The sequence below is a fragment of the Epilithonimonas pallida genome (genome assembly GCF_900182975.1).
In the GTDB taxonomy this organism is placed as follows: domain Bacteria; phylum Bacteroidota; class Bacteroidia; order Flavobacteriales; family Weeksellaceae; genus Epilithonimonas; species Epilithonimonas pallida.
This window is the reverse complement of record NZ_FXUO01000009.1, coordinates 1-24834: the sequence shown is the minus strand read 5'-3', so window position 1 is coordinate 24834 and position 24834 is coordinate 1. Positions and strand designations below refer to the sequence as shown.

General features: G+C 35.4%; 23 protein-coding genes. 14 read left to right on the top strand and 9 right to left on the bottom strand.

Features of this window, described 5'->3' with window-relative positions; all coding sequences use genetic code 11:
* Positions 1–86: 86 nt before the first annotated feature.
* The 6 genes from QOL71_RS15530 (at position 87) to trpS (ending at position 3366) form a co-directional block, all read left to right on the top strand.
* A complete protein-coding gene (locus tag QOL71_RS15530; RefSeq protein ID WP_072997529.1) occupies positions 87–467 on the top strand; it encodes a TraR/DksA family transcriptional regulator in 381 nt (126 codons plus the stop codon).
* A gap of 78 nt (positions 468–545) precedes the next feature.
* Positions 546–788 (top strand): DUF6576 domain-containing protein, encoded by a 243-nt coding sequence (locus tag QOL71_RS15525; RefSeq protein ID WP_283417808.1) that lies wholly within the window; start codon positions 546–548, stop codon positions 786–788.
* Positions 789–849: 61 nt separating this feature from the next.
* Positions 850–1041, top strand: a complete 192-nt coding sequence (locus tag QOL71_RS15520) for a DUF2683 family protein (RefSeq protein WP_283417807.1) — start codon at positions 850–852, stop codon at positions 1039–1041.
* The gene (locus QOL71_RS15515) at positions 1041–1685 is read left to right on the top strand and encodes a lipoprotein signal peptidase (protein ID WP_120212340.1); all 645 of its coding nucleotides are present in this window, start codon (positions 1041–1043) and stop codon (positions 1683–1685) included. The genes QOL71_RS15520 and QOL71_RS15515 overlap by 1 nt, the downstream gene beginning before the upstream one ends.
* A gap of 2 nt (positions 1686–1687) precedes the next feature.
* On the top strand, positions 1688–2329 hold the full coding sequence (locus tag QOL71_RS15510) for a SanA/YdcF family protein (RefSeq protein WP_283417806.1): 642 nt from the start codon (positions 1688–1690) through the stop codon (positions 2327–2329).
* Positions 2330–2397: 68 nt separating this feature from the next.
* A complete protein-coding gene (gene trpS, locus QOL71_RS15505; RefSeq protein ID WP_283417805.1) occupies positions 2398–3366 on the top strand; it encodes a tryptophan--tRNA ligase in 969 nt (322 codons plus the stop codon).
* A gap of 50 nt (positions 3367–3416) precedes the next feature.
* Here the strand turns inward: trpS and QOL71_RS15500 are convergent, their stop codons facing one another.
* From QOL71_RS15500 to QOL71_RS15475, 6 genes are all read right to left on the bottom strand, one after another.
* The gene (locus QOL71_RS15500) at positions 3417–4115 is read right to left on the bottom strand and encodes a YjjG family noncanonical pyrimidine nucleotidase (RefSeq protein ID WP_283417804.1); all 699 of its coding nucleotides are present in this window, start codon (positions 4113–4115) and stop codon (positions 3417–3419) included.
* Positions 4116–4195: 80 nt separating this feature from the next.
* Complete coding sequence (locus tag QOL71_RS15495) at positions 4196–4333, bottom strand: hypothetical protein (RefSeq protein ID WP_170144185.1); 138 nt, start codon at positions 4331–4333, stop codon at positions 4196–4198.
* Between the two features lie 43 nt (positions 4334–4376).
* The gene (locus QOL71_RS15490; RefSeq protein WP_120212336.1) at positions 4377–4967 is read right to left on the bottom strand and encodes an RNA polymerase sigma factor; all 591 of its coding nucleotides are present in this window, start codon (positions 4965–4967) and stop codon (positions 4377–4379) included.
* A gap of 218 nt (positions 4968–5185) precedes the next feature.
* Positions 5186–5659 (bottom strand): hypothetical protein, encoded by a 474-nt coding sequence (locus QOL71_RS15485; protein ID WP_283417803.1) that lies wholly within the window; start codon positions 5657–5659, stop codon positions 5186–5188.
* Positions 5660–5787: 128 nt separating this feature from the next.
* Complete coding sequence (gene metK / locus QOL71_RS15480) at positions 5788–7068, bottom strand: methionine adenosyltransferase (protein ID WP_120212334.1); 1281 nt, start codon at positions 7066–7068, stop codon at positions 5788–5790.
* Positions 7069–7268: 200 nt separating this feature from the next.
* Positions 7269–8222, bottom strand: a complete 954-nt coding sequence (locus QOL71_RS15475; RefSeq protein WP_283417802.1) for a hydrogen peroxide-inducible genes activator — start codon at positions 8220–8222, stop codon at positions 7269–7271.
* A 112-nt stretch (positions 8223–8334) separates the two neighbouring features.
* On the opposite strand from QOL71_RS15475, the gene QOL71_RS15470 reads away from it, so the two are divergent.
* The 3 genes from QOL71_RS15470 to recJ all read left to right on the top strand — a co-directional run bounded on the left by QOL71_RS15470 (position 8335) and on the right by recJ (position 12663).
* Positions 8335–9825 carry a catalase gene (locus QOL71_RS15470; protein WP_283417801.1) on the top strand — a complete coding sequence of 497 codons (1491 nt, stop codon included), beginning with the start codon at positions 8335–8337 and terminating at the stop codon, positions 9823–9825.
* A gap of 132 nt (positions 9826–9957) precedes the next feature.
* On the top strand, positions 9958–10857 hold the full coding sequence (locus tag QOL71_RS15465; protein ID WP_283417800.1) for a T9SS type A sorting domain-containing protein: 900 nt from the start codon (positions 9958–9960) through the stop codon (positions 10855–10857).
* Between the two features lie 93 nt (positions 10858–10950).
* On the top strand, positions 10951–12663 hold the full coding sequence (gene recJ / locus QOL71_RS15460) for a single-stranded-DNA-specific exonuclease RecJ (protein ID WP_283417799.1): 1713 nt from the start codon (positions 10951–10953) through the stop codon (positions 12661–12663).
* 37 nt (positions 12664–12700) lie between these two features.
* Here the strand turns inward: recJ and QOL71_RS15455 are convergent, their stop codons facing one another.
* The 3 genes from QOL71_RS15455 to QOL71_RS15445 all read right to left on the bottom strand — a co-directional run bounded on the left by QOL71_RS15455 (position 12701) and on the right by QOL71_RS15445 (position 19587).
* Positions 12701–16834: a DUF7619 domain-containing protein gene (locus tag QOL71_RS15455; protein ID WP_283417798.1), complete on the bottom strand. Its 4134-nt coding sequence runs from the start codon at positions 16832–16834 to the stop codon at positions 12701–12703.
* A gap of 81 nt (positions 16835–16915) precedes the next feature.
* Positions 16916–17677 (bottom strand): LytR/AlgR family response regulator transcription factor, encoded by a 762-nt coding sequence (locus QOL71_RS15450; protein WP_283417797.1) that lies wholly within the window; start codon positions 17675–17677, stop codon positions 16916–16918.
* Positions 17674–19587, bottom strand: a complete 1914-nt coding sequence (locus tag QOL71_RS15445; RefSeq protein ID WP_283417796.1) for a tetratricopeptide repeat-containing sensor histidine kinase — start codon at positions 19585–19587, stop codon at positions 17674–17676. The genes QOL71_RS15450 and QOL71_RS15445 overlap by 4 nt, the downstream gene beginning before the upstream one ends.
* Positions 19588–19694: 107 nt before the next feature.
* Between QOL71_RS15445 and nadD the strand changes: the two genes are divergently transcribed.
* The 5 genes from nadD (at position 19695) to QOL71_RS15420 (ending at position 24749) form a co-directional block, all read left to right on the top strand.
* A complete protein-coding gene (nadD, locus tag QOL71_RS15440) occupies positions 19695–20315 on the top strand; it encodes a nicotinate (nicotinamide) nucleotide adenylyltransferase (protein ID WP_283417795.1) in 621 nt (206 codons plus the stop codon).
* Positions 20316–20321: 6 nt separating this feature from the next.
* A complete protein-coding gene (locus QOL71_RS15435; protein WP_283417794.1) occupies positions 20322–20927 on the top strand; it encodes an XAC2610-related protein in 606 nt (201 codons plus the stop codon).
* A complete protein-coding gene (locus tag QOL71_RS15430) occupies positions 20924–21265 on the top strand; it encodes a DUF3817 domain-containing protein (RefSeq protein WP_283417793.1) in 342 nt (113 codons plus the stop codon). The genes QOL71_RS15435 and QOL71_RS15430 overlap by 4 nt, the downstream gene beginning before the upstream one ends.
* Before the next feature lie 201 nt (positions 21266–21466).
* Positions 21467–22465 (top strand): 2-hydroxyacid dehydrogenase, encoded by a 999-nt coding sequence (locus tag QOL71_RS15425; protein ID WP_283417792.1) that lies wholly within the window; start codon positions 21467–21469, stop codon positions 22463–22465.
* 271 nt (positions 22466–22736) lie between these two features.
* A complete protein-coding gene (locus QOL71_RS15420; protein WP_283417791.1) occupies positions 22737–24749 on the top strand; it encodes an outer membrane beta-barrel family protein in 2013 nt (670 codons plus the stop codon).
* The last annotated feature ends 85 nt before the right edge of the window (positions 24750–24834 follow it).

Here is a 24834-nt window from a genome sequence, read left to right as displayed (position 1 = left end):
TTTCAAATTTTATCTTTATTCTTGCTGGTTGAAAAATGCGTGATAATAAAATAGAATAAAAGTTAAACAATAAATAACCGCTGGAAATGGCTGACGAAAAATTACGATATAGCGATGCTGAGCTTCAGGAATTCAAGAAACTGATTCAAGACAAAATCGCAAAAGCTGAAAACGACCTTGGTCTTATAAAAGAGAGTTTTATTAATAATCAAAATAACGGAACGGACGATACTTCGCCAACTTTCAAAGCTTTTGAAGAAGGCGCTGAAACACTGAGTAAAGAACAGAATGCTATTTTAGCTTCGAGACAGGAAAAGTTTGTGCGTGATTTGAAACACGCGCTCATCAGAATCGAGAACAAAACTTACGGTATCTGCAGAGTGACTGGAAAACTAATTCCAAAAGAAAGGCTCCAGGCTGTTCCGCATGCCACACTTAGCATTGAGGCTAAGAATATGCAAAGATAAATCACTGTTTATCAAAACACAAAGTCCGAATTTCTGATTCTAAAGATTGGAAATTGGGACTTTTTTCTTATAACAAAAATGACAATTCTAATTATTCTACTTCTGGTTGCAGCAGTCGGTTTTGCCGTAAGCAGAAATCAATCGGTAAAAAACATCTTCAAGCCCGGACAAAAATATTACTCCATTGATGATGAGTATAATGCCCAGCGAAAAGAAAGACAAGACGAGATTGATCGTCTTTTAAGCAAAATTGGAAAAAACGGCTTAAATGATCTGACACAAAAAGAACGCAAAAGACTGGACGAATTGTCCAAGAAATAAGTTATTTGAATTACATTTGCAAAACTCTTTTTGAAGGAAACAGATCTCAAAAATTTAATCAATGGAATCTATTATTGTACATCCAAAAAACTCTATGGAACTGACAGCGCTGAAAAGCGTATTGAAAGATATGGGCATTGAGTTTGAAAAATTTCACACCAGAAATCAATTTCATAATCAGAAAACGGTTCAAAAAATCAACGACAGAAAGGAGAAAAAAATTAATAAAAATCAAAAACCCAAAGGATTGTAATGAAAAAAATAGTACTCATCACTTTTCTTATTCTATTAATAGACCAGTTTTCTAAAATCTATGTTAAGACTCATTTTTATCTTGGAGAAAGCATCAACGTTTTCGGACTGAGCTGGTTCAAACTGACTTTCGTAGAAAATCCCGGGATGGCATATGGCCTGCACTTTGGCGGATTGTGGGGAAAATACACGTTAATTCTTTTGAGAATCGTCCTGGCAATCGGAATGGTTTTTCTGTTCAAAAAGTGGTTGAGAGAAGGCGCATCCAATTATCTGATCATTCCAATGGCGATGATATTTGCAGGCGCAATCGGCAATGTTTTTGACGGTATTTTCTACGGTGTTATTTTTGACAGCGGTACTTTTTATGATGCAGAATCCGGAAGATGGATCGATTACGGCGGAATTTCTAAACTAACACAATTTGGACACGGCTATTCTGATCTGATGAAAGGCTGTGTGGTAGATATGCTCCATTTTCCCCTGGTTGATACAACCTGGCCGGACTGGGTTCCAATCTTTGGAGGTAACAGGATTGAATTCTTTAAGTATATTTTTAATGTTGCGGACAGTTCTATTACGCTGGGTGCATTATTTTTGTATATCTTCAGAAAGAAAGCTTTCCCCAATGGATTGGATTTTTAACTATGAAACGATTCAAAAAAATATTATTTGCAGGACTGATTTTCTTCGGAATATCGGTTCTTTTTATTTTCTGGGCTAATTTCAAAATCGAAAATGAAACCGAAGACAAAGTTACCTCCGAATTGTCAGAACTTCCCAATGAAAAAGTCGGACTTCTTTTAGGAACCAGTAAAATACTGGCCAACGGAAACCCGAATCCTTATTTTTTTAACCGAATCGAGGCTACAGTTCAACTTTACAAATCCGGAAAAATTAAAAATATTATTGTAAGCGGTGATAACTCCCGAAAACATTACAACGAACCGGAAGACATGAAGAACGAGCTAATCAGATCCGGCATTCCAGCAGATAAGATTTACGAAGATTTCGCAGGTTTCAGAACTTTGGATTCGGTGGTGAGAGCCAAAGAAATTTTTGGACAGAAATCCTACATTATTGTTTCTCAGCAATTCCATAATGAACGTGCTGTTTTTCTTGCGCAAAAAAATGGCATAGAAGCCTTTGGTTATAATGCAAAAGACGTTAACCAATATGCAGGTTTTAAAACTAATGTCCGCGAAAAATTAGCAAGAGCAAAAGTGTTCTGGGATTTTTTATTTGGTGTGGAACCGAAGTTTGGAGGAGAAAGAATAGAAATCAAATAAATCCTTTCGTTTTTTTAAGTTGTCCAAACTTTTTATCTTTCTTATTTTTACAATCTGAAAAAATTATAATGTCAAGAATACTTACAGGTATACAAGCCACAGGTACGCCACATCTCGGAAACCTTTTGGGAGCCATTATTCCCGCAATCGAGTTATCAAAAAAAGCAGAGAACGAATCTTTTTTGTTTATTGCTAACCTGCATTCTTTAACCCAAATCAAAGATGCAAAAGAACTGAAACAGAACACTTACGAGATTGCTGCAGCCTGGCTTGCCTGCGGACTGGATACAGAAAAAACATTTTTCTACAGACAAAGTGACATCCCGGAAACTTGTGAATTATCATGGCATTTGTCGTGCTTTTTCCCTTACCAGAGACTGACTCTTGCTCATTCTTTCAAAGATAAAGCAGACCGATTACAGGATGTCAATGCCGGATTGTTTACTTATCCGATCCTGATGGCTGCTGATATTTTGTTATATGACGCAGAGATTGTTCCTGTGGGAAAAGACCAGCTGCAACACTTGGAAATAGCACGCGATGTAGCATCCAGATTCAATAATCAGATGGGTGAAGTTTTTGTTTTACCAAAAGCCGAACTGGAAGAAAATACGAAATATGTTCCGGGAATCGATGGACATAAAATGTCAAAATCCAGAGGAAATATTATTAATATTTTCTTGCCCGAAAAAGAATTAAAGAAACAAGTAATGTCCATCGAAACTGATTCTACACCTCTCGAAAACCCAAAAGATCCTGATACAGATAAAGTTTTTGCTATCTATTCATTAATTGCGACACCGGAACAGACAGAAGAATTGAGAGCCAAATACTTAGCCGGAAATTATGGTTACGGTCACGCCAAAAAAGAATTATTGGATTTGATTTTAACCAGATTTGAGAAGGAAAGAGAAACCTTCACTTATTATATGAATAATCTAAATGAATTGGAAGCAAAACTACAGGAAGGTGCTGAAAAAACCAGAGTTATCGCAACTCAAACGATAAAAAGAGTAAGAGAAAGTTTGGGAATATAATTTCAACTTTTAAAATGTAAAAAGCCTTTCGGATCTGAAAGGCTTTCTTTTTATAAATATTGTTTGATTTCCGATAGATGTTTGATGAATTTCAACCCTTCTTCCTGAGGATTTTCGTCCAAAACGTCAAAGAAAATAATATCAATCCCAAAATTCTGCGCGCCTTTGACATCGGCAATCCAATCATCTCCTATTAAAATACTTTCTTCTTTACTGGCTTTCGCAAGTTTTAATGAATATTCGAAAATTTCCGGTCGTGGCTTTCTGATGTTGACGGAATCTGCACTGGTAATGGTTTCGAAAAAACCGGAGATTCCGGAGAGAATACATTTCCGTTCAGTTACTTCCTGAAAACCGTTGGAAATAATGTGCATTTTATAGTTCTTAGATTTCAAATAGTTGAGCAGATCCAGTGCACCGTCAACCAACTCATTATATTTAAGGATTTCGTCCAGGAAATGATGTTCGAAGTAATCGGCGAGATTGACATCATCCACTCCAAAATTCAGGAACGTATCATAAAAACGGTGTTTTCTCAGATATTCCTTATCAATTTCACCGTCACGGATCTGTTCCCAAAGTTTTTCGTTGATGATATGATAGGTACTGTGAAATTCTTCAAAATCAATTTTATACTTCTCAGATATTTCCTGATTTTTAAATAATTCTTTGATGGTTAAATAAGCATTCTTGCGATGATCCCACAACGTATTATCGAGGTCAAAAAAAATGTGCCTTACGTTTTTCATAAGGCACAAATCTAGTCAATTTTTTTTGTCCACGTAGGAAAGCTCAGTCATAAAATTCAATTATTTAAAATCTAAAAATCTCAGTTTTTTGAAACTAAAACAATTTTTCTATTTTTAGTTTTTATCGGTTGAATATTTTTCGAATAATTCAACAGAAAATCGATGATTTCTTTTTTAGGCGTCAAAGCTTTTGTTGTTAAAGTGTCGTTTTTTTTCATAGGCAGGCTTTTACAACATAACGCCAAAAAAAAATGTTTATTATTATTTTGTCAAAATAATTTTATTTTCCTCCATGATTTTTCTCAGGTTGATCAAAGCATATCTCACTCTGCCCAGAGTTGTATTGATACTTGTATCTGTATGATCCGCAATCTCTTTGAAACTCAGACCATCAAAAAATCTCAGCTTGATTACCTCTTGCTGATTGTCAGGAAGCATTACCAGCATTTTTAGCAAATCCTCATTTATTTGATCTGCTATTAGTTTATCCTCAATATTGTTTTCCGGCTCCTTAATGATATCAAATATGGAGAATTCTTCATTATCAAAAGAAGTTTCCGAGATTTTGATATTTTTAGATTGCAGCCTGAAATGATCGATGATCAGATTATGTGCAATACGTTTTGCCCAAAGGATGAACTTGTTTTCTTCTTTGTAACGACCTTCTTTTAAGGTCACAATGATTTTAATAAAGGTATCCTGAAAGATATCGTTTGCCAAATCTTCATCCATCAACTTGTAGTAGATGAATGTGAAGAGATCTTTTTTGTGTCGGTTGATCAGTGTAGAAAGGGCCTTCTCATCGCCATTCTGATATTGGAAAATCAGTTTGCTGTCCGTTTGCGTTTTCATAACTATACTCTTAATTTGTGAACCCAACCATACACTCAGATACTGGTGTAACTGATTTGACAGGTTCGATTCTGTTATTATTTTTTAAGAGTAAATTTTTTCTATACGCAAGATTTTAAAGAGGTGTAAAAATAATAAAAAAGATCAAACAAAAAGTTAAAGGATTGTTAAATTTTCATTTTTCTTTAATTTGATTCAAAAAAAACCAGATAGTTAAATCAATTAAGTAAAACCAATGGGATATTTATTGTGAAATTGATATTAAGTCCTTTCAGCTCTTTTCCATTAATTCCGTCTTTATCTAAAGAAAATCCATAACCTCCGGTCAAATCTAAAATCCCGAAAAGACTAAAGCCGGCTTTTGGTGCAATATATTTATTAGTTGCTTCTGCTCCTAAAACAAAATAATGAGCGTGATAAAAATCCACGTTTTTCTGGAAATTCAATAAAATGTCAGCACTTACTTTAGGCATTATAGCAAATTTTTGATTCGATGAGCCCATCAAAGCAGAAACTCCTGTCCTGAAAACGACATCATCATTACTCAGAAAAAGTAGTTTTCCGCCGACTTCACCAAAACTTTGATTCTGATAAACATAACCTGCGGTCAACAGCTTATGAACGGTAAGCTGAGATTTTACAAGTCCACAAAAGGTAAAAAGCAAGACAACTGTATATATAATTGATTTCATTGATTAATTTTTTAACAGAATTATTTATTCCTGCACAAAAGTAGCAAAAGTGATGCAATGATTTAATAAAATAAAAAACTGCTTTACCCAAAGATAAAGCAGTTTCCAGATTTCTAAAATTCCGAATCTTACAACCCGAATTCTTTTTTGATATCCTCTACCCGATCCAGTTTCTCCCAAGTGAAAAACTCAAGATCTTTTAGAGTTAATTCGTTTTTCTGTCCTTTGTTAAAAGTTTTATCAGCTACATAATAATCTTTTCCCATATGTCCGTAAGCTGCAGTTTCTATATAGATAGGGTTTCTCAGCTTAAGATTTTTCTCAACAGCATAAGGTCTAAGGTCAAACAATTGCTGAACTCTTTTCGCCAATTCTCCATCATTGATATCCAGTTTTGAAGTGCCATAAGTATTAATATAAAGTCCACAAGGCTCTGCAACACCAATCGCATAAGAAACCTGAACCAAAACCTCATCTGCAACGCCTGCCGCAACTAAGTTTTTAGCAATGTGTCTTGTTGCATAAGCAGCACTTCTGTCCACTTTGGAAGGATCTTTTCCCGAGAAAGCACCACCTCCGTGAGCACCTTTTCCTCCGTAAGTATCAACGATGATTTTTCTTCCCGTCAAACCTGTATCGCCGTGAGGACCACCGATTACAAATTTTCCGGTTGGGTTGATATGATATTTGATATCGCCGTTGAACAATTCCTGGATTTCCGGCTTTTGTTTAGCCTTAACTTTAGGAATTAAAATTTCGATAATATCTTTTTTGATTTTAGCTAACATCGCTTCTTCACTTCCGAAATCGTCGTGCTGTGTAGAAACCACAATACTGTCGATTCTGATTGGCTTGTGATCGTCAGAATACTCGATAGTTACCTGAGATTTTGCATCCGGACGCAAGTAAGGAATTGCGTTTCCTTCTCTTCTTAGATCTGCTAATTCTTTTAGAATCTGATGCGCAAGATCCAAAGCCAAAGGCATATAATTTTCAGTTTCGTTGGTAGCATAACCGAACATCATCCCCTGATCTCCAGCTCCTTGAGCGTTTGCTCTGGCTTCGAAGTCGGTTTCGTCCAAAGTTCTGTCAACACCCTGATTGATATCCGGAGATTGTTCGTGGATTGCGGAAATTACACCACAAGAATCACCATTGAACATATATTCACTTTTCGTGTAACCAATTTTATTGATCACATCTCTCGCGATATGCTGTACATCAAGGTAAGCATCAGACTTCACTTCACCAGCCAAAACAACCTGACCAGTCGTAACCAATGTTTCACAAGCTACTTTTGAGTTTTTGTCATAAGCTAAGAAATGATCGATAAGCGCGTCAGAAATCTGATCAGCTACTTTATCAGGATGCCCTTCAGAAACTGATTCGGACGTAAATAAATAAGACATAAATAAATTCCTTTTATATTAATTTGTTTAAGGATAAACCACTGATTGTAAAAAGGAACTAAAAGAGAAAAATCTGTTTTAGCATTTTTTATTGAGGTTGCAATCAGTCAAAGTTCTCCTCCGTTTATTCAAAAATCGAGGGCAAATTTACAAAGTAATTCTTAAACTTCAAAATGAATTCCTATTAAACCAGTATGAATTTATTCAGGTTTTATGCTGACATAGTTTTCAGAATCCTTATAATAATTAAGTCTTTGTGACATCGATTCTCTGATTTCTGAAATCAGTTCATCAATAATTTTCTGTTTATAAGTCGGTTTATAATAGATGATGCTGATTTCTCTGAAAGGAAACGGTTTGATAAATCTGGAAACTTTTTGTTTTTGTTCTGTTGACAATTGCTCAACGCCCATTTCCGGAAGAATCGTGATACCACCTACCTTATCGACCATTTGGATTAATGTATTGATGTTGGAAGCTAAGAACTCCAAATTACTGGGTTTCAGAGAGTTTTCTTTTAAATGGCAAATATTTTCAAATTGTGTTCTCAAACAATTTCCTTCTTCCAAAAGCCAAACTTTGTCCACATCGATGTCATCAGGAACCACAAAACAATCCTTTTTTGAACCACTTTCCTGGCTTGCGGAGTACAACATCAGTTCCTCGTTGAAAAGAAAATCCTGGTAAAACTCATCAGCCGCAGAATATGGTGTAGAAATAATTCCTGCATCTAATTCTCCGGATTTCAAAGATTTGATGATACTTTCAGTTGTCATTTCTTTGATATTCAGTTCAATCTGGGGATTGTTTTGAAGGAAACTAAAAATCTCATTCGGGAGAATATAACTTGAAACGGTTGGGATAATTCCTAGATTCAACTTACCTGCAAGAATATTATTGAGAAAATTAGCCTTGTTCTTGAGTTCCATTACAGAATCAATGACTTTCTGAGCTTCTTTGATAATTTCCGCTCCGGCGTCTGTTGTTCTGATTGGGTGAGTTGTTCTGTCAAAAACCTTCACATCAAGCTCATCTTCAAATTTCTGAATCATTGCACTAAGTGTTGGCTGAGTAATGAAACACGCTTGCGCAGCTTTACCAAAATGTTTATATTTATCTACTGCAATCAGATATTCTAGTTGTTGGATATTCACGATTTCTAATTAATTTTATCTATTACAAATATACTTATTAATTTGTTTCATAAATAGGTTTTTTTATCGAATTTAGCATCACAATTAATGAATTAAATCATAAATCTGAAATATGGAAAATAAGAGAAAACTCACAAACGCTGTTGGCTCACCTTATTATGAGCATCAGGATTCGCAAACCGTAGGACCTAGAGGTCCGGTTTTGTTACAGGATTTTATACTTCAGGAGAACCTTGCTCATTTCGTAAGGGAAAGAATCCCGGAAAGAATTGTTCACGCCAAAGGTTCGGGTGCATACGGAACTTTTACGGTAACACACGATATCAGCCAATATACAAGAGCAAAACTGTTTTCCAAAGTCGGGAATTCCTGCAGGATGTTTGCGAGATTTTCTACAGTAGGCGGAGAAATGGGAAGTGCCGATACGGAAAGAGATCCCAGAGGATTTGCTTTGAAATTCTACACCGAAGACGGAAACTGGGATCTGGTTGGAAACAATACACCGGTTTTCTTTATTAAGGATGCAAAAAAATTTCCTGATTTTATCCATACTCAGAAACGTGTCCCGAAAACCAATTTGAAAAGCAAAACGATGATGTGGGATTTCTGGTCGTTGAATCCGGAATCACTTCATCAGGTTCTGATTCTGATGTCTGACAGAGGAACACCCTATGGTTACAGACATATGCACGGATTCGGGTCTCACACTTTTTCTATGATCAATGAAAATAATGAGAGAACCTGGGTCAAATTTCATTTCAAGACGCAACAGGGTATCAAGAATTTTTCTGATGCCGATGCAACCAAAATGAAAGGTGAAAACCCGGATTTTGCGCAGGAAGATTTAGTCAATGAAATAGAAGCCGGAAATTTCCCGAAATGGAAACTTTACATCCAGACTATGACAGAACAACAGGCAAAAGAATGGCGCTGGAATCCATTTGATGTGACTAAGGTCTGGTTTCAGGACGAATTCCCACTACAGGAAGTTGGCGTAATGGAACTGAATGAAGTTCCAAGAAACTACTTCGTTCACGTGGAGCAGTCGGCATTTGCACCAAGTCACTTAGTTGACGGCATCAGCTTTTCTCCGGACAAGATGCTTCAGGGCAGATTATTTTCTTATGCTGATGCGCATCGATACAGAGTTGGTGTGAACTCGCATCAGCTGGAAGTTAACAGATGCCCATTCGCTGTGAATAATTTCCAAAGAGGTGGTTTTATGGCAGACGATTCTAATTACGGTGACCAGCCGAATTATTATCCAAACAGCTTCAGTGATATAGAACCAACAGAATCATACAAATCTTTCGAATATGACCTGGACAACAATCATGTCGCCAACTTCAACAGGAATCAAAACGATGATGACCATTATACACAGCCGGGATTGTTCTATACAAAAGCTCTGAATCAGGAAGCGAGAACAGCTCTGGTCAACAACATCGTTGGCCATATGAGCGGAATTGACGGGCCAAAACGAGACGAGATCATCAACCGTCAGCTTTGTCATTTCTTCCGTGCTAATATAGAATTAGGAATGAGAGTAGCGCAAGGTCTTGGAGTTAACATCGATGCGAATGCAATGAACCACACTAAGTAGACTCAGAGATAAAAGACTGATAGAAAATAGATTTCATAGGAAACCTTTCGAATTTTTTTCGGAAGGTTTTTTTATTGATTATAAGTGAATTAATAATTATTTCTTTAAATTCGCTTCCCTTTTAATTTATCTATGAAGAAAACTTTATTCTCTTTAACATTTGCGTTATTATCAGTCCCATTTTTTGGGCAACAACAGAAAATTTCTTTTGAAACATCCGAAGGTTATAATCTGGGAACGGTTGTCGGACAAAAAGAATGGACCGTTAAAACCGATAATGTTCCGAACAATAACTTCAAAGTTGTTACCGGAAAGGCGACCGATGGCAACAATTCTGTGGAAGTCACCAGCACTAATAATTACACCGAAAACTTTACTTTCCTTTTCAAAAAAATCCCTGAATATAATAGACTTTCTGTTTCAGCAGACGTGAAAATGGAAAAATTGGACAGTTCCGATTACTATATGCTTTCCTTGTACTATAACAATAATGGCAATTATTCCTGGGCCGGCGGATTCAATTTTATGTACAGTGGTAAATTATATGCTGACAGTGATGTCAATTTTAAAGATCTTGGAAGCTGGGTTCCCGGAAAATGGTATAACCTGAGGATTGAGATCGATCATGTAACCGACAAAAACGTAAAATATTATCTTGACAATCAATTGGTTCACACCTCTGCTCTAGGACCAAAAGTTGTAAGAGCAAACGATTTGAATTTTGAATTCGATAATGATGGAAGCGGTTTTATTGTTGATAATATCATCATCAAGGACATGGATCAACTGGTAGTTTCAGAAGTTGCGAAAACTGAAATTAATGTATTTCCAAATCCAATTTCGGATTTTATTAATATCAAATCCAATCAAGCCATTAGATCTGTTAAATTATACAATGCTGCAGGATTATTGATTAAAACCGAAAACAGCAATTCATCAAAAATAGATATGTCTTCTTTTCCAAAAGGAAATTACTTGATTTCCATCGAAACTGAAACCGGAACTGAAACTAAAAAAATCATTAAGGAATAAGCACCATATTCTTCAAAACTTAAAAACGGTTACTGATCATTCGGTAACCGTTTTAATTTCCGAAAGCCGTTTTTTTTCTTTACTTTTGTAACTATGAGTCAAAGATGGATTTATAAACCCGAGCCTGATGAAGAAATTGTTGACGGACTGATTTCTTCGATTGGATTTGGAACTTTAGAATCCAAAATCCTGGTGATGCGTGAGATTGACAATTACCAAAAGGCACGCGAGTTCTTCAAACCAAACGGCACAGATATTCACAATCCTTTTCTGATGGCGGATATGCAAAAAGCGGTAGAACGCATTGCAACAGCAATAGAAAACGGCGAAAAAATACTGGTTTACGGCGACTATGACGTTGATGGAACAACAGCCGTTGCGCTGATGTATCTTTATCTCAGCAAGATTGTTGATAAAAAATACCTCGATTTTTATATCCCGGACAGAAATGTCGAAGGCTATGGCATTTCTGATGAAGGAATTTATTTTGCAAAAGACAACGGATTTTCATTGATTATTGCATTAGATTGCGGCATCAAATCGGTTGACAAAATCGACCTTGCCAATTCTGTTGGTGTCGATTTCATTATTTGTGACCACCACTTACCTGGGGAAAAGCTTCCGAATGCAGTCGCAGTTCTTGATCCTAAGAGAAAAGACTGCCGTTATCCTTATAAAGAATTAAGTGGTTGTGGTGTTGGCTTTAAACTTTGCCAGGGCCTTAACACCATTTATAAAATCCCGGAAAACGAATTATTCGAATTGACGGATCTTTTGGCTATCAGTATCGCTTCTGACATTGTTGCAATGACAGGCGAAAACCGTGTTTTGGCAATGCAAGGCCTTAAATTCCTTAGAAAAACAAGAAAATTTGGTTTAAGGCTTTTAATTCCTGAAGAGAAATTAGCGCACTTCGAAATCTCAAATATCGTTTTTGATATTGCCCCAAAAATCAATGCTGCAGGAAGAATCTCGCACGCCAAGGCTTCGGTGGAACTAATGATTTCTAATAATCTGAAACAAGCTCAGCAAATTGTTGATGAGATCATCAATCTGAATGATGAACGACGAGAGATGGATATCACCATCACACAATCGGCAATGACCCAGGTTTTGGAACTGCAGAAAACCGAACGTTTCTCTACCATCGTTTATGATCCGAGCTGGAACAAAGGTGTTATTGGTATTGTAGCTTCCCGTCTTATTGAAACTTACTACAAACCGACTTTGGTTTTTACCGAAGGGAATAATGGAGAATTGGTAGCGTCCGCAAGATCGGTTTCTGATTTTGACATTCATAAAGCTTTGGAGTTTTGTTCTGATCTTTTCATGAAATTCGGAGGACATCAGGCCGCAGCCGGACTTTCTATGGAAAAAGAATTCTTTGAAGAGTTTAAAGAACGTTTTGAAGATTTTGTAAAAAACAACATTCAGGATCATCAGAAAGAACCTTCTATCTATATTGACAGCATTGTGAAACCTGAAGATCTGAACCGCGAATTTTTTAATTTCCACAGAAAGCTAGCCCCTTTTGGTCCTCAGAATATGAAGCCTATTCTGGTTCTTAAAAATGTAAAAGTAAACGGTTATGTAAGGTTAATGGGAAAAGAAAGCTCACATCTGAAATTCAATATTCTGCAACCGACTACAGGAAGGAATATCGAATGTGTAGGCTTCCGATTCGGCGAGTTTGCAGAAGATTTTAAAACAAAAACATTTGATCTAGCATTCACCATCGAAGAAAATCATTGGAAAGGCAATGTTTCTCACTTTCTGAATATTAGAGATGTAAAGTTTCATGACTAAAAAAATATCCCGCCTCATTTCGAGACGGGATTTTATTTTACTCCTTAATGATTTTCTTTATTGAAACTCCTTTATTGGTTTTTATTTTCAGATAATAAATGCCTTTTGGAGAGTTAATATTTATTTTAGATTCTTTTGAAGGCAAATTATATAGTTGCTTCTGTATAATTCTTCCGGCCAAATCATAAACTTCAACAGTATTGATTTTTTCATTAGAAATAATGTTAATCAATCCTTTGGTTGGAATTGGGTAAACTTTCATCTCCGTATCATTAAGATTCCCAGCATCCAAAGTTGGTTGTTTCTGAACCATTTTATTGGCAAATATCAATCCTTCCGAACAGGACACAATTGCATTCACATCTATGGATTGTCTCAACAAATTGTTATTGGAATACAAAAATACTTTAATGTAATATCTTCCCGGAGACAAAGAGTAATTATTTACTTTTGGACTTCTGTTGTTCAACCAGCCTTTGAAACCATCATTCATCCATTGTGTTTTTGTGATTTCGGTTTCAGTCTCACTTCCGTCAGCATTTACTTTTACAAGATATGTCCAGTTTCTTACGAATGATAATGATCTTAGATTCAACTTAGCATCTGTTGCATTATCAGGAATTGTAAATTCTCTGCTCTTATAAGTATAATAACCTTCCAAATTGTTGAGAGTAATCCATTGGCTGTTCTGACCATTTGCAAGATCTGCATAGCTCCAGCCTGTGTAGGTATGTCTAACTTTAGGAGTAATTTCGATTCCATTGATATCATAACCTTTCCAGTCATCTTCATCTGCATCAATTGCTATGAAGTTATTTTCAGAATTTTTACCGGTTGACAAATCTGCGACATTTCCTCCAACGCTGAAAGTAATTGTCTGTGAAGAAGACGCTCCATTGGAATCAAAAACAGTCAATTTCGCTGTGTAATTTCCTGGTGTGTTATACGTAACCACAGGTTTTACATCTGTACTTGAACTGATTGATGGATTACCTAAAAACTCCCATTGATAACCTGCAATATTACCTGTACTAAGGCTTGCATCGAAGTTAATTGGATAATTATTTTGACTGAAATTGGATGCCGAATAATTGATTTTAGCAGCAAGAACATCACTTGCATTATAGATAGTTGTTACATAATCGTTGGTTTCAATCGGGGAATTATAATCAAAATAGATCTCTGCCACGTTATTAACTGTATCACCTTCGACAAGATCTGACTTGGATCTCATTTTTAACAACACATTGCCATGACCTCCGCTGTGCAATTTTATGTTTTTGAATGCGAATTCTACCTGGTTTCCAACGATTTTTGTATCAACACTTGCTGAAGCATTTTGCAATTGTAATGTATTAATATCGAATTCATTTGGATCCACTTCCATTTTCACTACAATATTCTCCGCCTCTGCATTTCCTGTGTTTTCAAAATTGATGACATAGTGCATATATTTTCCTACCGTTGATACAGGAACCGTTTCTCCTTCCAAACAAACAATATCATTGGGATCAAAAGAGTTAACGACAGTATGATTGAAACTAAAAAGATTGTCTTCCGGCGTGATGTCTGTATTAGTTGGCGTAATCTGCGCATTAAAAGCCAGTACATCTCCCATATTCACAGGATTAGTTGAATCCGTTGGTGTATTGATCTTAAATGTAATTTCCGAAGCGGTGTTAGCAAATGGTTTCAGGTCAGTATAACTAAACTCTATCGATCCGTTGCTCAATATAGAATAAGGTAAAGAACTGCTCTGGAAAGTCATCTTATTGGAATCGTAATTCAGAATTACTTTTCCGGATAAAGTCGTGTTTCCCTTGTTTCTCCATACCAAATTGTAAACAGCATCGAACCCTGGTCTTGCACTGGTCAGCGGTGCAATTACTACTTCCGCATCATTCTGGCTTCCGTTAGCTGTTACACAAATATCCTGAGTAAAGACATTATTGTTATTGTCCGCAAAAGTGGTAGAAAAATTAGCTGGAGATACCGTAAACAGGGTTGGGTTTTCTGCAAGTGCAACTATATTAAAATTACCTGCTTGTGTATAAAACTCATATTTCCCATCATTTTGGACAAAAGTTTCGCCAGAATTAGTTCCATCATTAATCTTTAATTTCAGATATTCGAATGGGTTATCCGTAGAATCACAGCCGTTGTTATCAGTATCAATTTTTGCTGTTCCTGAAATAGTATTGTAATTTCCGCCTGGTGTGAATGAGCAGTAAGAGTTGACGTTAGCATTTATTCCTGCCAGTGCTAAATTTGTTTTTATTTCTTCAATTTCAGAATCATCAGCACAGATGTATTTGAGATTTGTAGTAGAGAAAGAACCTTCATATTCAATATACTGCTGTTTTCCATTCTTGATGAAAAGTGACTGCAAGTCTGGATTATTCATAACAGCAATGACTTCTAATTTTTTATTTTGAGAAAAATCTAAAATTGAAAATTTTGAATCCGGACAATATATCATTTTGAGATTTTCAAGTGAAGACACATCTATTGTTGATAATTTGCTACTACCAATATTAAGATTTTCAATTTTAGGAGTATTTACAAAAATCAAAGTTTCCAGATTATTTCCACCAACACTCAAGTTTTTCAAATTGGAACAATTTTTAATATTCAAATCTTTTAGTTCAGTTTCGTCTGCTACTATTGCCGTAATAGAAGAGCAATTTTCAAAATTAAGCTTTTCAATAGCTGTGTCAGAACCAGGAGCGGGCTGAAATAAAAATTGTTTTAGAGAACTACAATTTTTAAAATTTGCATCAACTAACCCAGATTGTTTATCTAATATAACATATTCTAATGAAGTACAATTTTCCGCATTCAAATGATGCATAAAATCAGTAGAAAAATCAGGTTGAGGATCTGCTCCAAAACTAAAGCCTACACTTGCAGAAAGTGTTTCTAAAGATTGCATTCCACTGATATCCAAATCAGAGATGGGTTGGTTATTTAAACTCAGATTTTTCAGAAACGCATTATTTTTAACCGTAAGATTCTTCAAAGATCCAAATGCATTAACAAATGGACTCGTTGAGTAATTAAAATAATCAAGATTTAATACTTCCAAATTGGTTGCTGCTGTGGCATCAAAAGAGTCTCCTTTAAATCTTTGGACAGAAATATTTTTTAGATTGGGAACTTGGCCTAGATCCATAGCATTGCAGGCATATAAATCTATCACACTCAGCAAGGGACAATTGATAGCTTGTAACGCTTGCAAAAACCACGAGCTACATTTTATTGTTACAAGACTCGAACAATTATTAGCAATAACTGTACTTACACCAGAATGATTACCTGTTGAATTATTGCTATCTAAATCTAAGTCTGTTAGCATTGGACAATCACTGACATCAATTGTACCAATCTGCAAAGGATTAAAGGAAGAAAAATTTCCTTTTATTGAAACCGATTTCAGCTGATTACATTGACTAAGATTGATATTGCTAAATTTAATATTAGAAATATAAACCGACTTAAGATTGGTATGATTACTGAGAATCAGTTCATCAGATGGATCAAAATAAGGACTGACACTTGTTAGTGTGATATACTCCAGCAAATCAGCATTCTGAATCTTATCCAAAAATAAATTATTCGCAGAAACACCATAACTCAAGCTAAGGTTTTTGAGCTGTGGGATAATGTTGCCGTCCGCAAGCTCGATACCTGAAAGATTGAGCGACTCGAGATTAGGAAGATTAGCCAGGGATACTTTTGCAGGGTCAGAATTATAAAAAATTACAGAAAATTTCTTCAAATGAGCCAAGCCAGAGATATCTAATCCTGCTAATGGAACTGCTATTCTATGCAAACTAATTGTTGTTGCATTTGAAAAACTATTAATTCCCTGATAATCCATAATGGGATCCAACTCATTGAAATCTGGTTCTTGATATCCTCCTCCAAAATCAATCATTTTTGGTAATAACAAGATTTCACTTACAGATTCTGCTTCAGTAATACTAATCTCCCCATCTCCGTCGGCATCTATAGCAAAATAATTACCACTTAGATTCTTTGCAATAGTATTACCAGAAGAAGAGGACAGTAATACAGCCTTAAAATTCGCATCCGGGAAATTGATGTTTTGTGATCTGATTCCCAAAGAAAAGAGAATCATCATTATCAAGAATAATTTTGTTTTCATCATTTGTGCTTTCAGGGTTTAAATTTACTTTTTATCATTACATTATGTTTGTTACATTTAGAATTCGGAAGGTTTGGGTTAGAATTACAACCTTCCGATAACTTCCTGTAATCGTTCTTTTTTCCTTTGAGAAACAGGCACTTGTGTATTATCAGACATTATTACAAATCCGCCATCTTTTTTGATATAAGATTTCAGTTCATTCAGATTGATGAGATGTGACTGGTGAATCCGTTCAAAACCCTGATCAGATAACAATTCCTCATATTCTTTCAATGTTTTGGAAATCAGGACTGTCTTGTGATTTTTGAAATGGAATTTGGTGTAGTTATCAACAGACTCACAGCGGATAATATCCTTAATCTCAAACAAATGAATTCCATCCGACGTTGACAAGGCAATTTTTTTGAAACTATCTGCTTTCTTCGAGATATTTTCCAACAGAAGTTCTATCGTTTTATTTTCAGAACTGTTATCTGTAATATTTTTAATTTTCCGGATGACACTTTGTAATTCTTCCGGGTCAATCGGTTTCAGAAGAAAATCTAAAGCACTGAAACGAAACGCTTTTATAGCAAATTTTTCGTGCGCTGTTACAAAAACAATATGAGAAGAGATTTTTCCATACTTTTTGTTGAGCCGTTCCAGAATGTCAAAGCCGGAACCATCGTTCATCATAATATCCAGAAAAACAATATTAGGGTTAATTTCTTCGATCAATTTAGTTCCGGTTTTCACGCTGTCAGCTTCGCCTAAAATATTGATTTCAGGAGCATAAAGAGCCAGCATTGCCTTCATCCCATTTCGGAGATTATCATCATCGTCTATTAAAACAGCTGTTATCATTTTTCTATAAATTCTAATGGTAATTTTATCAAAACCTGAGTTCCCAAAATCTTCTCGTTATCTCTAAGTTCTGTGATACTCAGTTCTATTTTTTTATTTTCCAGTTGCTCCAACGTTTCCAATCGCTTTTTAGAAATTTCCATTGCCATAGACTTATGAGCGTTGACAAATGTTTCTTTATTTTTCTTCGATTGTTCTATTCCGACACCATTATCTGTGATGATGCAAATCAGCTGATCCTCAATTTGACGGAAAATAATATTGATGAAACCTTTATCTTCTAAAGGAACTACACCGTGGATAATTGCATTTTCTACATAAGGCTGCAGAAGCAAAGAAGGAATCGCAGTATCATCTTCGATATTGGATTCTTTGGAAATGTTAAAATCGAATTTGTTATTAAACCGCAATTGCTCCAGTTCAAGATAATTTTGAAGTGCTTCGATTTCTTTATCTAGAGTAATACTGGATTCTTTCGAAAATTCCAACGTCAGTCTCATCAATTTCGAAAACTTCGCCAGATAACGAATCGCTTCATCTTTTCCGTTTTGAATCACAAATGCCGAGATTGCTGCCAGACAATTAAAAACAAAATGAGGATTCATCTGCAGATGCAGCGCTTTATGTTCAAACTCTGTCAGTTGTTTTTGTAGAAGCAAGGTTTTTTGCTTTTCCTTATTTCTGTAAAAAAGAAACAATCCGAGTAAAAGTAACCCGATTATTAGAACCGTAAAAATCCATTTCAGCCTTTCCCTGCTTGCATTTTCTCTTTTTTCCAACTGCTGTTTTTCATATTGAAAATTGAGTTCCGTTTTTAGACGTTGCTGCTCATTTTTAACAGCGTCAAATTTTTCTTTCTCGATATCATAATTCTTAAGATGATACAGAGCCAACTTCTGATCTTCTTTTTGATCATAGATTTGAGAAAGTAATTTTTCGGCGTTCATTCGGGCTTCTGTCAAATCCAGTTCTTTAGCAAGTTCAAGACTTTTGTTGGAAAACTGGAGTGACTTTTCAAGTTCTTTCTCATCAAAATAAATCTGAGCCAGAAACATATAAGTGTCAGATAACCCAAACTTATCGTCAACCGATAAAAATTCTTCTTCCGCTTTTTGAAGACTATTTTTAGCTTCTTTTTTCTGATTTTTACGAATGTAATACTGAGAATAACTGTTATAAAGTTCTCCTAAACCACGCGGATTCTCATTTTCCTGGTAAGATTTTAGACTCTCGTCAAAATACTTTTTCGCCTGCTCCAGCTTATTCTGAAACAAATAAATCAATCCAATGTTAGAAGCACTTGCAGCAAAAGTTTCTGGGTTAATTTTCCTGGAAGTCTGGTTAGCTTTCAGAAAATATTCTAATGCTTTTTCTTGATCATCAATAGACTTATAAATAACTCCAATATTGTTATAAAGCTTTGAAGTCTGGAGATTATTTTTGTTTTCTTCATAGATTTTCAAAGCCTGGAAATCATTTTCCAACGCCGCAGCATAATTGTTCTGTTGAGAATAAACAACGCCTTTGCTTCCAAACGTTTTGGCTAATGTTTCCTTGATTTCTTTTTTTTCAGAATTGATTTTTAAAAGAATCTTTTCCGATGAATCAAAATTCTGTAAGGCCTTTTTATAATCACCATAAATCAAAAATGAAACACCAATATTCTGATAAGCAACTGATTGCTGATAAATATTTTTATTTTTCCTGGAGTTTGTAAGTGCCAACAATGCAAATTTCTGCATCTGCTCAGGATCCGAATGTTTATAAGCATCCGAAATCTGATTTTGTAAAGCCGCAATATGGTTTGGATTTTTTTCTTTTTTAAGAACCGTCAATAGAGAATCCACCGCAGATTGCGCAGAAATCAAGATGACAGAAATGATCATCAGAAAAAGTAGAATTTTTCTCATCAATTATGTTTGTTGCAAAAATAATCATAAATTATTGACTATTAAATGACCAATGAGAAAATTAATGATTTGACTTAGAATTCGATTTCAATTATAATTTTCTAAATTTGAAAAGTAAAAACGACTATTCTATCTTGGAAAAACGCAAAAAAATCGGTCTATTTTTCGGCTCATTCAACCCGATTCATATTGGACATCTGATTCTCGGGAATTATATTTTGGAGAATTCTGATATGGAAGAATTGTGGTTTGTGGTGAGTCCGCAAAATCCATTCAAGGATAAAAAATCTTTGCTGAAAGATCACAATCGATTGGACATGGTTCAACTGGCCATCAAAAGTTATCCGAAAATGCGTGCTTCCAATGTAGAGTTTTCTTTGCCAACACCAAGTTACACGATTGATACATTAACTTATCTTCAGGAAAAATATCCGGATTATTCTTTCTCTTTGATAATGGGTGAAGACAATCTTGGAAGCCTTCATAAATGGAAAAACTATGAATTGCTCTTAAAAAATCACCAGATCATTGTTTATCCCAGAATTTTCGGAGAAGACAAAAAAGACACGGACTATTTGCAACACGAGAGTATTTCACTCATCAAAGCACCTGTTATAGAGCTTTCTGCAACGGAAATCCGAAATATGATTAAGGAGGGTAAAAATGTGCGGCCGATGCTTCCACCAGAGGTTTTTGAATATCTTGACGGTTCTTCATTTTATAAATAATTTTGAATGAAAAGCGCTCTTCTTCTCTCTGTTTTTTCAATATTTCAAACATTACTTTTTGCTCAAAACAAAGAGCTTATTAAAATAAACTGTGATTCAATTTTTGGTAAAAAAGGTTATCTCGTTTCTTTGGAATTTGACCCGAAAGATGAAAGCCAATTCAATGTACTCTTTACTTTTTCAAAAAAAATCAACGGAAAGAAAAAAATTATTCATCAGGAAAAGTTGTACAGTCAATTTCAAAATGTCGAGTTTACTGATTTCAATGGGGATGGAATCAAAGATATTCTAATTGAAAATACTGCAGATGTTAGGAGTAATGAGACTTACCATCTTTTTATTGTCGATTTCAAGAATCAGAAACTAAGGAAAATAGAAGGCTTCGAGAAAATCAAAAATCCAAATTACCTGGAGAAATATAACCTCATCGATTGTCTTGTGATGTCTGGCAGAAACTGGACGCGTTTTTATAAAATCGAAGGCGATAAAATCAAAGATTTTGGCTATATTGTAGAAGACGGCGAAGATGACAATGGGAAAGACTTGGAATACGATAAAAATTACAACCTGACTTTATCAAAAATCCTGAAATCTGAAAAAGTAAAAAGATGAACTTTATAGAAAAATATTACTCAAAATATCCGGAAGAAAAACTTATCAATTGGTTTAAGCAGATTTGTTTTGCAGAAGCTATTTCGTGGCTTTTATTATTTTCCGCCATGATTTGGATTCGGGTTGAGCCGGAAAATATTTTCGCCATTATTTACATCAGTACTATTGGGAGTATCCATGGACTTTTTTTCACACTTTATCTTATCTTTCTTCCCGCGATTAGAAAAATATACGATTGGGATGATGAGGATTTTATCTTTGCATTGATGGGTGCTTTCTTCCCTTTCGCAACGATTTGGGTTGATAAAAAGTTAGCCCGAAAAAATCGGGTTGAGTGACGAATAGCAACTAAAAATAATCTAAAATTCATTCACCACAAAAGTCACAAAAGGAGTGAATTAAATTTAAATTCACATTGATATAAAGAGCAAAAAAAGGAGATGTTTAATAAAAACTGATTTGTACTTTTTATAAGCAGAAAGATAAAAATCTCATGTGACTTTTGTGGTTAAAAAACTAAATCATAATAACTTTAAAATATGAAAATCACGTTCTTCTCTTCCAAACCCTACGACAAAGAATTTTTTGATAAAGCGAATAAAAAATTCAATTTTGAGCTAGATTATTTTGAGACCCATCTTGGTCCGCACGTTCTTAATCTTATCGAAAATACCGACGCAGTTTGTGCCTTTGTGAATGACAAGCTTGATGCTGAAGTTCTAGAGTTTCTGGCAAAAAAAGGTGTTAAATATGTTGCGATGCGATGTGCAGGTTTCAACAATGTGGATTTGGAAGCCGCTAAACGTCTTGGTTTGAGAGTCAGCCGGGTTCCGGCTTATTCTCCCGAAGCCGTTGCAGAACACGCAATGGCAATGATTCTTACGCTTAACAGAAAAACTCATAAAGCTTATAACAGAGTTCGTGAACAGAATTTTGCCCTGAATGGATTGATGGGTTTCAATCTTTATCAGAAGACAATCGGCGTTATCGGTACCGGAAATATTGGTGCTGCTTTTGCAAAAATTGCGAAAGGATTTGGAGCAAGAGTTTTAGCTTATGATATTACAGAAAATCAAGAACTTAAAGACCTCGGAATCGAATATGTTTCGCAACAACAATTACTTTCCGAATCTGATATCGTTTCACTTCATTGTCCACTAATGGAAGCTACCCATCATTTGATCAATGAAAATTCTATCCAAAAAATGAAACCAGATGTGATGCTAATCAACACTAGTCGTGGTGGACTAATCGATACAAAAGCTGTTATCAATGGTTTGAAATCCAAACATATCGGTTACCTCGGCATCGATGTCTATGAACAGGAAGACAAACTATTTTTCCGGGATCTTTCTCATACGATTATTGAGGATGATACAATCCAGCGTCTGATGAGTTTCCCAAACGTTTTAGTAACTGCACATCAGGCTTTTTTCACTCAGGAAGCGCTTGAACAAATTGCAAATTCAACTTTATCAAGTCTTTCCCATTTTGAAAAGAAAGAAGAATTTGAAAATCCAAATGCCATTTTAATCTGACAAAAATTCAGATTTTGAATGCTTAACAATCAAGCCTTTGCACATTTTGCAAAGGTTTTTTTATATTTTTTTGATAAATGATGTAATAAATCATTATCAAAAATTGTCTTAATAATAAATCAACCAAAAAATTTTATCTCTGAAAATCAATAGATTAAAAACAATAAACAATTTTATTTACTACTTTGTATTGCATAATACTTAAAATAATACATATCTTTGCAATGTAAATTATTATAAACTACAAACTACTTTACTAAAACCAAGTATTATGAAAGCCAAAATCCTAATTGCAGTTATTTTTTTCTCAGGAATGATTTCTGCGCAACAGACCCAGAAAAAAACGGAAGAGACAAAAACGATAGAAGAAGTGAAACTTAGCAAGAAAGTTTTCGTGAAAAAATCCGACAGGTTTGTTTACGATGTGGCTTCCTCTCCTGTTGCAAAGGGAACCAATTCTTTCAATCTTCTTCAGCAGACGCCAATGTTGTCCAGCACAGACGGAAAAACTTTCAAAATAATGGGAAAGTCCAACGTGGTTTTTTACATCAATGGCAAAAGAACGCTGATGGATGCAGAAGCCATTACGGAAATGCTAAAAAATACGCCATCCGAAAACATCCAAAGAATCGAGGTCGTAACTGTTCCTGGAAGTGAGTTCCAAGTGGAAGCAAATGAAGGCGTCATCAACATCGTAATGAAAAAAAGCAAAACGAATGGCTACAACGGAACTTTGAAAATGAACAACAGCCAGACTTTCTATAATAATCCCTCGTCCGGAATTGCGTTTAATGCAAGACAAAACAAATGGTCGTTCAGCACCAACTTCAATATGGGAAGCTGGAGAGAAAGAGAAAAATATACGTTGACCAACGGAAATGACACTTTCCAGAATAATTCTTTCGGAACAATGGATGACCCGAACAAAAACTACGGCGGAAGTGTGAATATCGATTATGAAATCAACAAAAAACAAAGTCTTGGTTTCAGCTACAATATGCGCTACAACAAGAGCTTCGGGTCTGTTTTGGATATGACGAATTTTGAAAACGGCGTGTTGTCCAACAGAACAATTAACCAGGAAGATGCGCAGACCAGAAATCATAACTTCAACCTGAATTATGAAATCAAAACTGATACGCTGGGCAGTAAATTGAGTTCAAACGTTTCCTATTTATGGTTCAACAGGGACAAAGTGAGTCTGGGCGAATCTTTCCCACTAAAACCTAATGGTTCTTACAGCGCATTCCAGCAGGCTGTTCCTCAAATCATCAACAATTACGCTGCAAATATCGATTATATTAAAAAATTCAAGAATGAAAGTACGTTTGCTATCGGAAGCAGCTATAACTACACCAACACAGACAGCGATACAAGACAAAATGATTTTAACGGAACACAATTCGTGACCAATAACACGCTTTCCAATCACTTTATCTATAAAGAAAATATCATCGGCGCTTATGCGACTTTCGAGAAAAAATTCTCTGACAAATTCTCAGGAAAAATCGGAACAAGATTCGAAGCCACATTGAGCACAGGTGATGTTGTAGGAAAATCCGACATCGGTTTTGAAAGAAATTATAACAATCTTTTGCCTTACGCCACATTGAACTATGCCATCAATGAAAACAACAACATCAGTTACAGCTTTTCCAGCCGGGTGAGAAGACCTGGATTTGGACAACTGAATCCTTCCAGAACGTACTTTACACCGACCAATTATATTCAGAACAATCCTTTTATGCAGGCTTCCAAGAATTATAATCAGGAAATCAACTACATGTATAAGAATGCATTTTATGCGAATGTAAGTTTCAATTATGCTGAAAATGCTTATGGACAATTGCCTTTGCAAGGAGTTGAAACAAAACTTGTAAGAGACGAAAATGGAAATCCTACATATGATGCAGACGGAAATCCAATAAAAATCACATCCGAATTCCTAAGATACATCAGAACCAATTATGGCAACAATAAGCAGATTGGATTGACTCTAGGGATGAACAAAGGGTGGTTTGGCGATATCTGGACAACCAACTACTCCGCCAACTTCGAGTATGCGACTTTCAAAGGTGGTGTAACAAATGACCCAACTTCGCAACTACTTCCAGGAGACACAGAAACATTAGAGCCATTCATTATCGATGTGAAAACCTTGAACACTTTCTTCCAGGCCAACAATATGATAAGATTATCTCCGAAAAAAGACTGGTATCTGGGCGTTAATTACTGGCTGATGCCGACAAGAGAAGTGGAAATGGGAAAACTTTACACACAATAGCTAAGTTTTCGTTGCGTGCGAAGCACGAACAATGAAAACCCTGTTGAACGGAAGCTTCGGGAGCTTTTTTCAACATTATGGGTTT

Bases quoted from the DNA above. Each gene is read 5' to 3' on its own strand.
- QOL71_RS15530 (WP_072997529.1), top strand. From the start codon at position 87: ATGGCTGACGAAAAATTACGATATAGCGATGCTGAGCTTCAGGAATTC.
- QOL71_RS15525 (WP_283417808.1), top strand. From the start codon at position 546: ATGACAATTCTAATTATTCTACTTCTGGTTGCAGCAGTCGGTTTTGCC.
- QOL71_RS15520 (WP_283417807.1), top strand. From the start codon at position 850: ATGGAATCTATTATTGTACATCCAAAAAACTCTATGGAACTGACAGCG.
- QOL71_RS15515 (WP_120212340.1), top strand. From the start codon at position 1,041: ATGAAAAAAATAGTACTCATCACTTTTCTTATTCTATTAATAGACCAG.
- QOL71_RS15510 (WP_283417806.1), top strand. From the start codon at position 1,688: ATGAAACGATTCAAAAAAATATTATTTGCAGGACTGATTTTCTTCGGA.
- trpS (WP_283417805.1), top strand. From the start codon at position 2,398: ATGTCAAGAATACTTACAGGTATACAAGCCACAGGTACGCCACATCTC.
- QOL71_RS15500 (WP_283417804.1), bottom strand. From the start codon at position 4,115: ATGAAAAACGTAAGGCACATTTTTTTTGACCTCGATAATACGTTGTGG.
- QOL71_RS15495 (WP_170144185.1), bottom strand. From the start codon at position 4,333: ATGAAAAAAAACGACACTTTAACAACAAAAGCTTTGACGCCTAAAAAA.
- QOL71_RS15490 (WP_120212336.1), bottom strand. From the start codon at position 4,967: ATGAAAACGCAAACGGACAGCAAACTGATTTTCCAATATCAGAATGGC.
- QOL71_RS15485 (WP_283417803.1), bottom strand. From the start codon at position 5,659: ATGAAATCAATTATATATACAGTTGTCTTGCTTTTTACCTTTTGTGGA.
- metK (WP_120212334.1), bottom strand. From the start codon at position 7,068: ATGTCTTATTTATTTACGTCCGAATCAGTTTCTGAAGGGCATCCTGAT.
- QOL71_RS15470 (WP_283417801.1), top strand. From the start codon at position 8,335: ATGGAAAATAAGAGAAAACTCACAAACGCTGTTGGCTCACCTTATTAT.
- QOL71_RS15465 (WP_283417800.1), top strand. From the start codon at position 9,958: ATGAAGAAAACTTTATTCTCTTTAACATTTGCGTTATTATCAGTCCCA.
- recJ (WP_283417799.1), top strand. From the start codon at position 10,951: ATGAGTCAAAGATGGATTTATAAACCCGAGCCTGATGAAGAAATTGTT.
- QOL71_RS15455 (WP_283417798.1), bottom strand. From the start codon at position 16,834: ATGATGAAAACAAAATTATTCTTGATAATGATGATTCTCTTTTCTTTG.
- QOL71_RS15450 (WP_283417797.1), bottom strand. From the start codon at position 17,677: ATGATAACAGCTGTTTTAATAGACGATGATGATAATCTCCGAAATGGG.
- QOL71_RS15445 (WP_283417796.1), bottom strand. From the start codon at position 19,587: ATGAGAAAAATTCTACTTTTTCTGATGATCATTTCTGTCATCTTGATT.
- QOL71_RS15435 (WP_283417794.1), top strand. From the start codon at position 20,322: ATGAAAAGCGCTCTTCTTCTCTCTGTTTTTTCAATATTTCAAACATTA.
- QOL71_RS15430 (WP_283417793.1), top strand. From the start codon at position 20,924: ATGAACTTTATAGAAAAATATTACTCAAAATATCCGGAAGAAAAACTT.
- QOL71_RS15425 (WP_283417792.1), top strand. From the start codon at position 21,467: ATGAAAATCACGTTCTTCTCTTCCAAACCCTACGACAAAGAATTTTTT.
- QOL71_RS15420 (WP_283417791.1), top strand. From the start codon at position 22,737: ATGAAAGCCAAAATCCTAATTGCAGTTATTTTTTTCTCAGGAATGATT.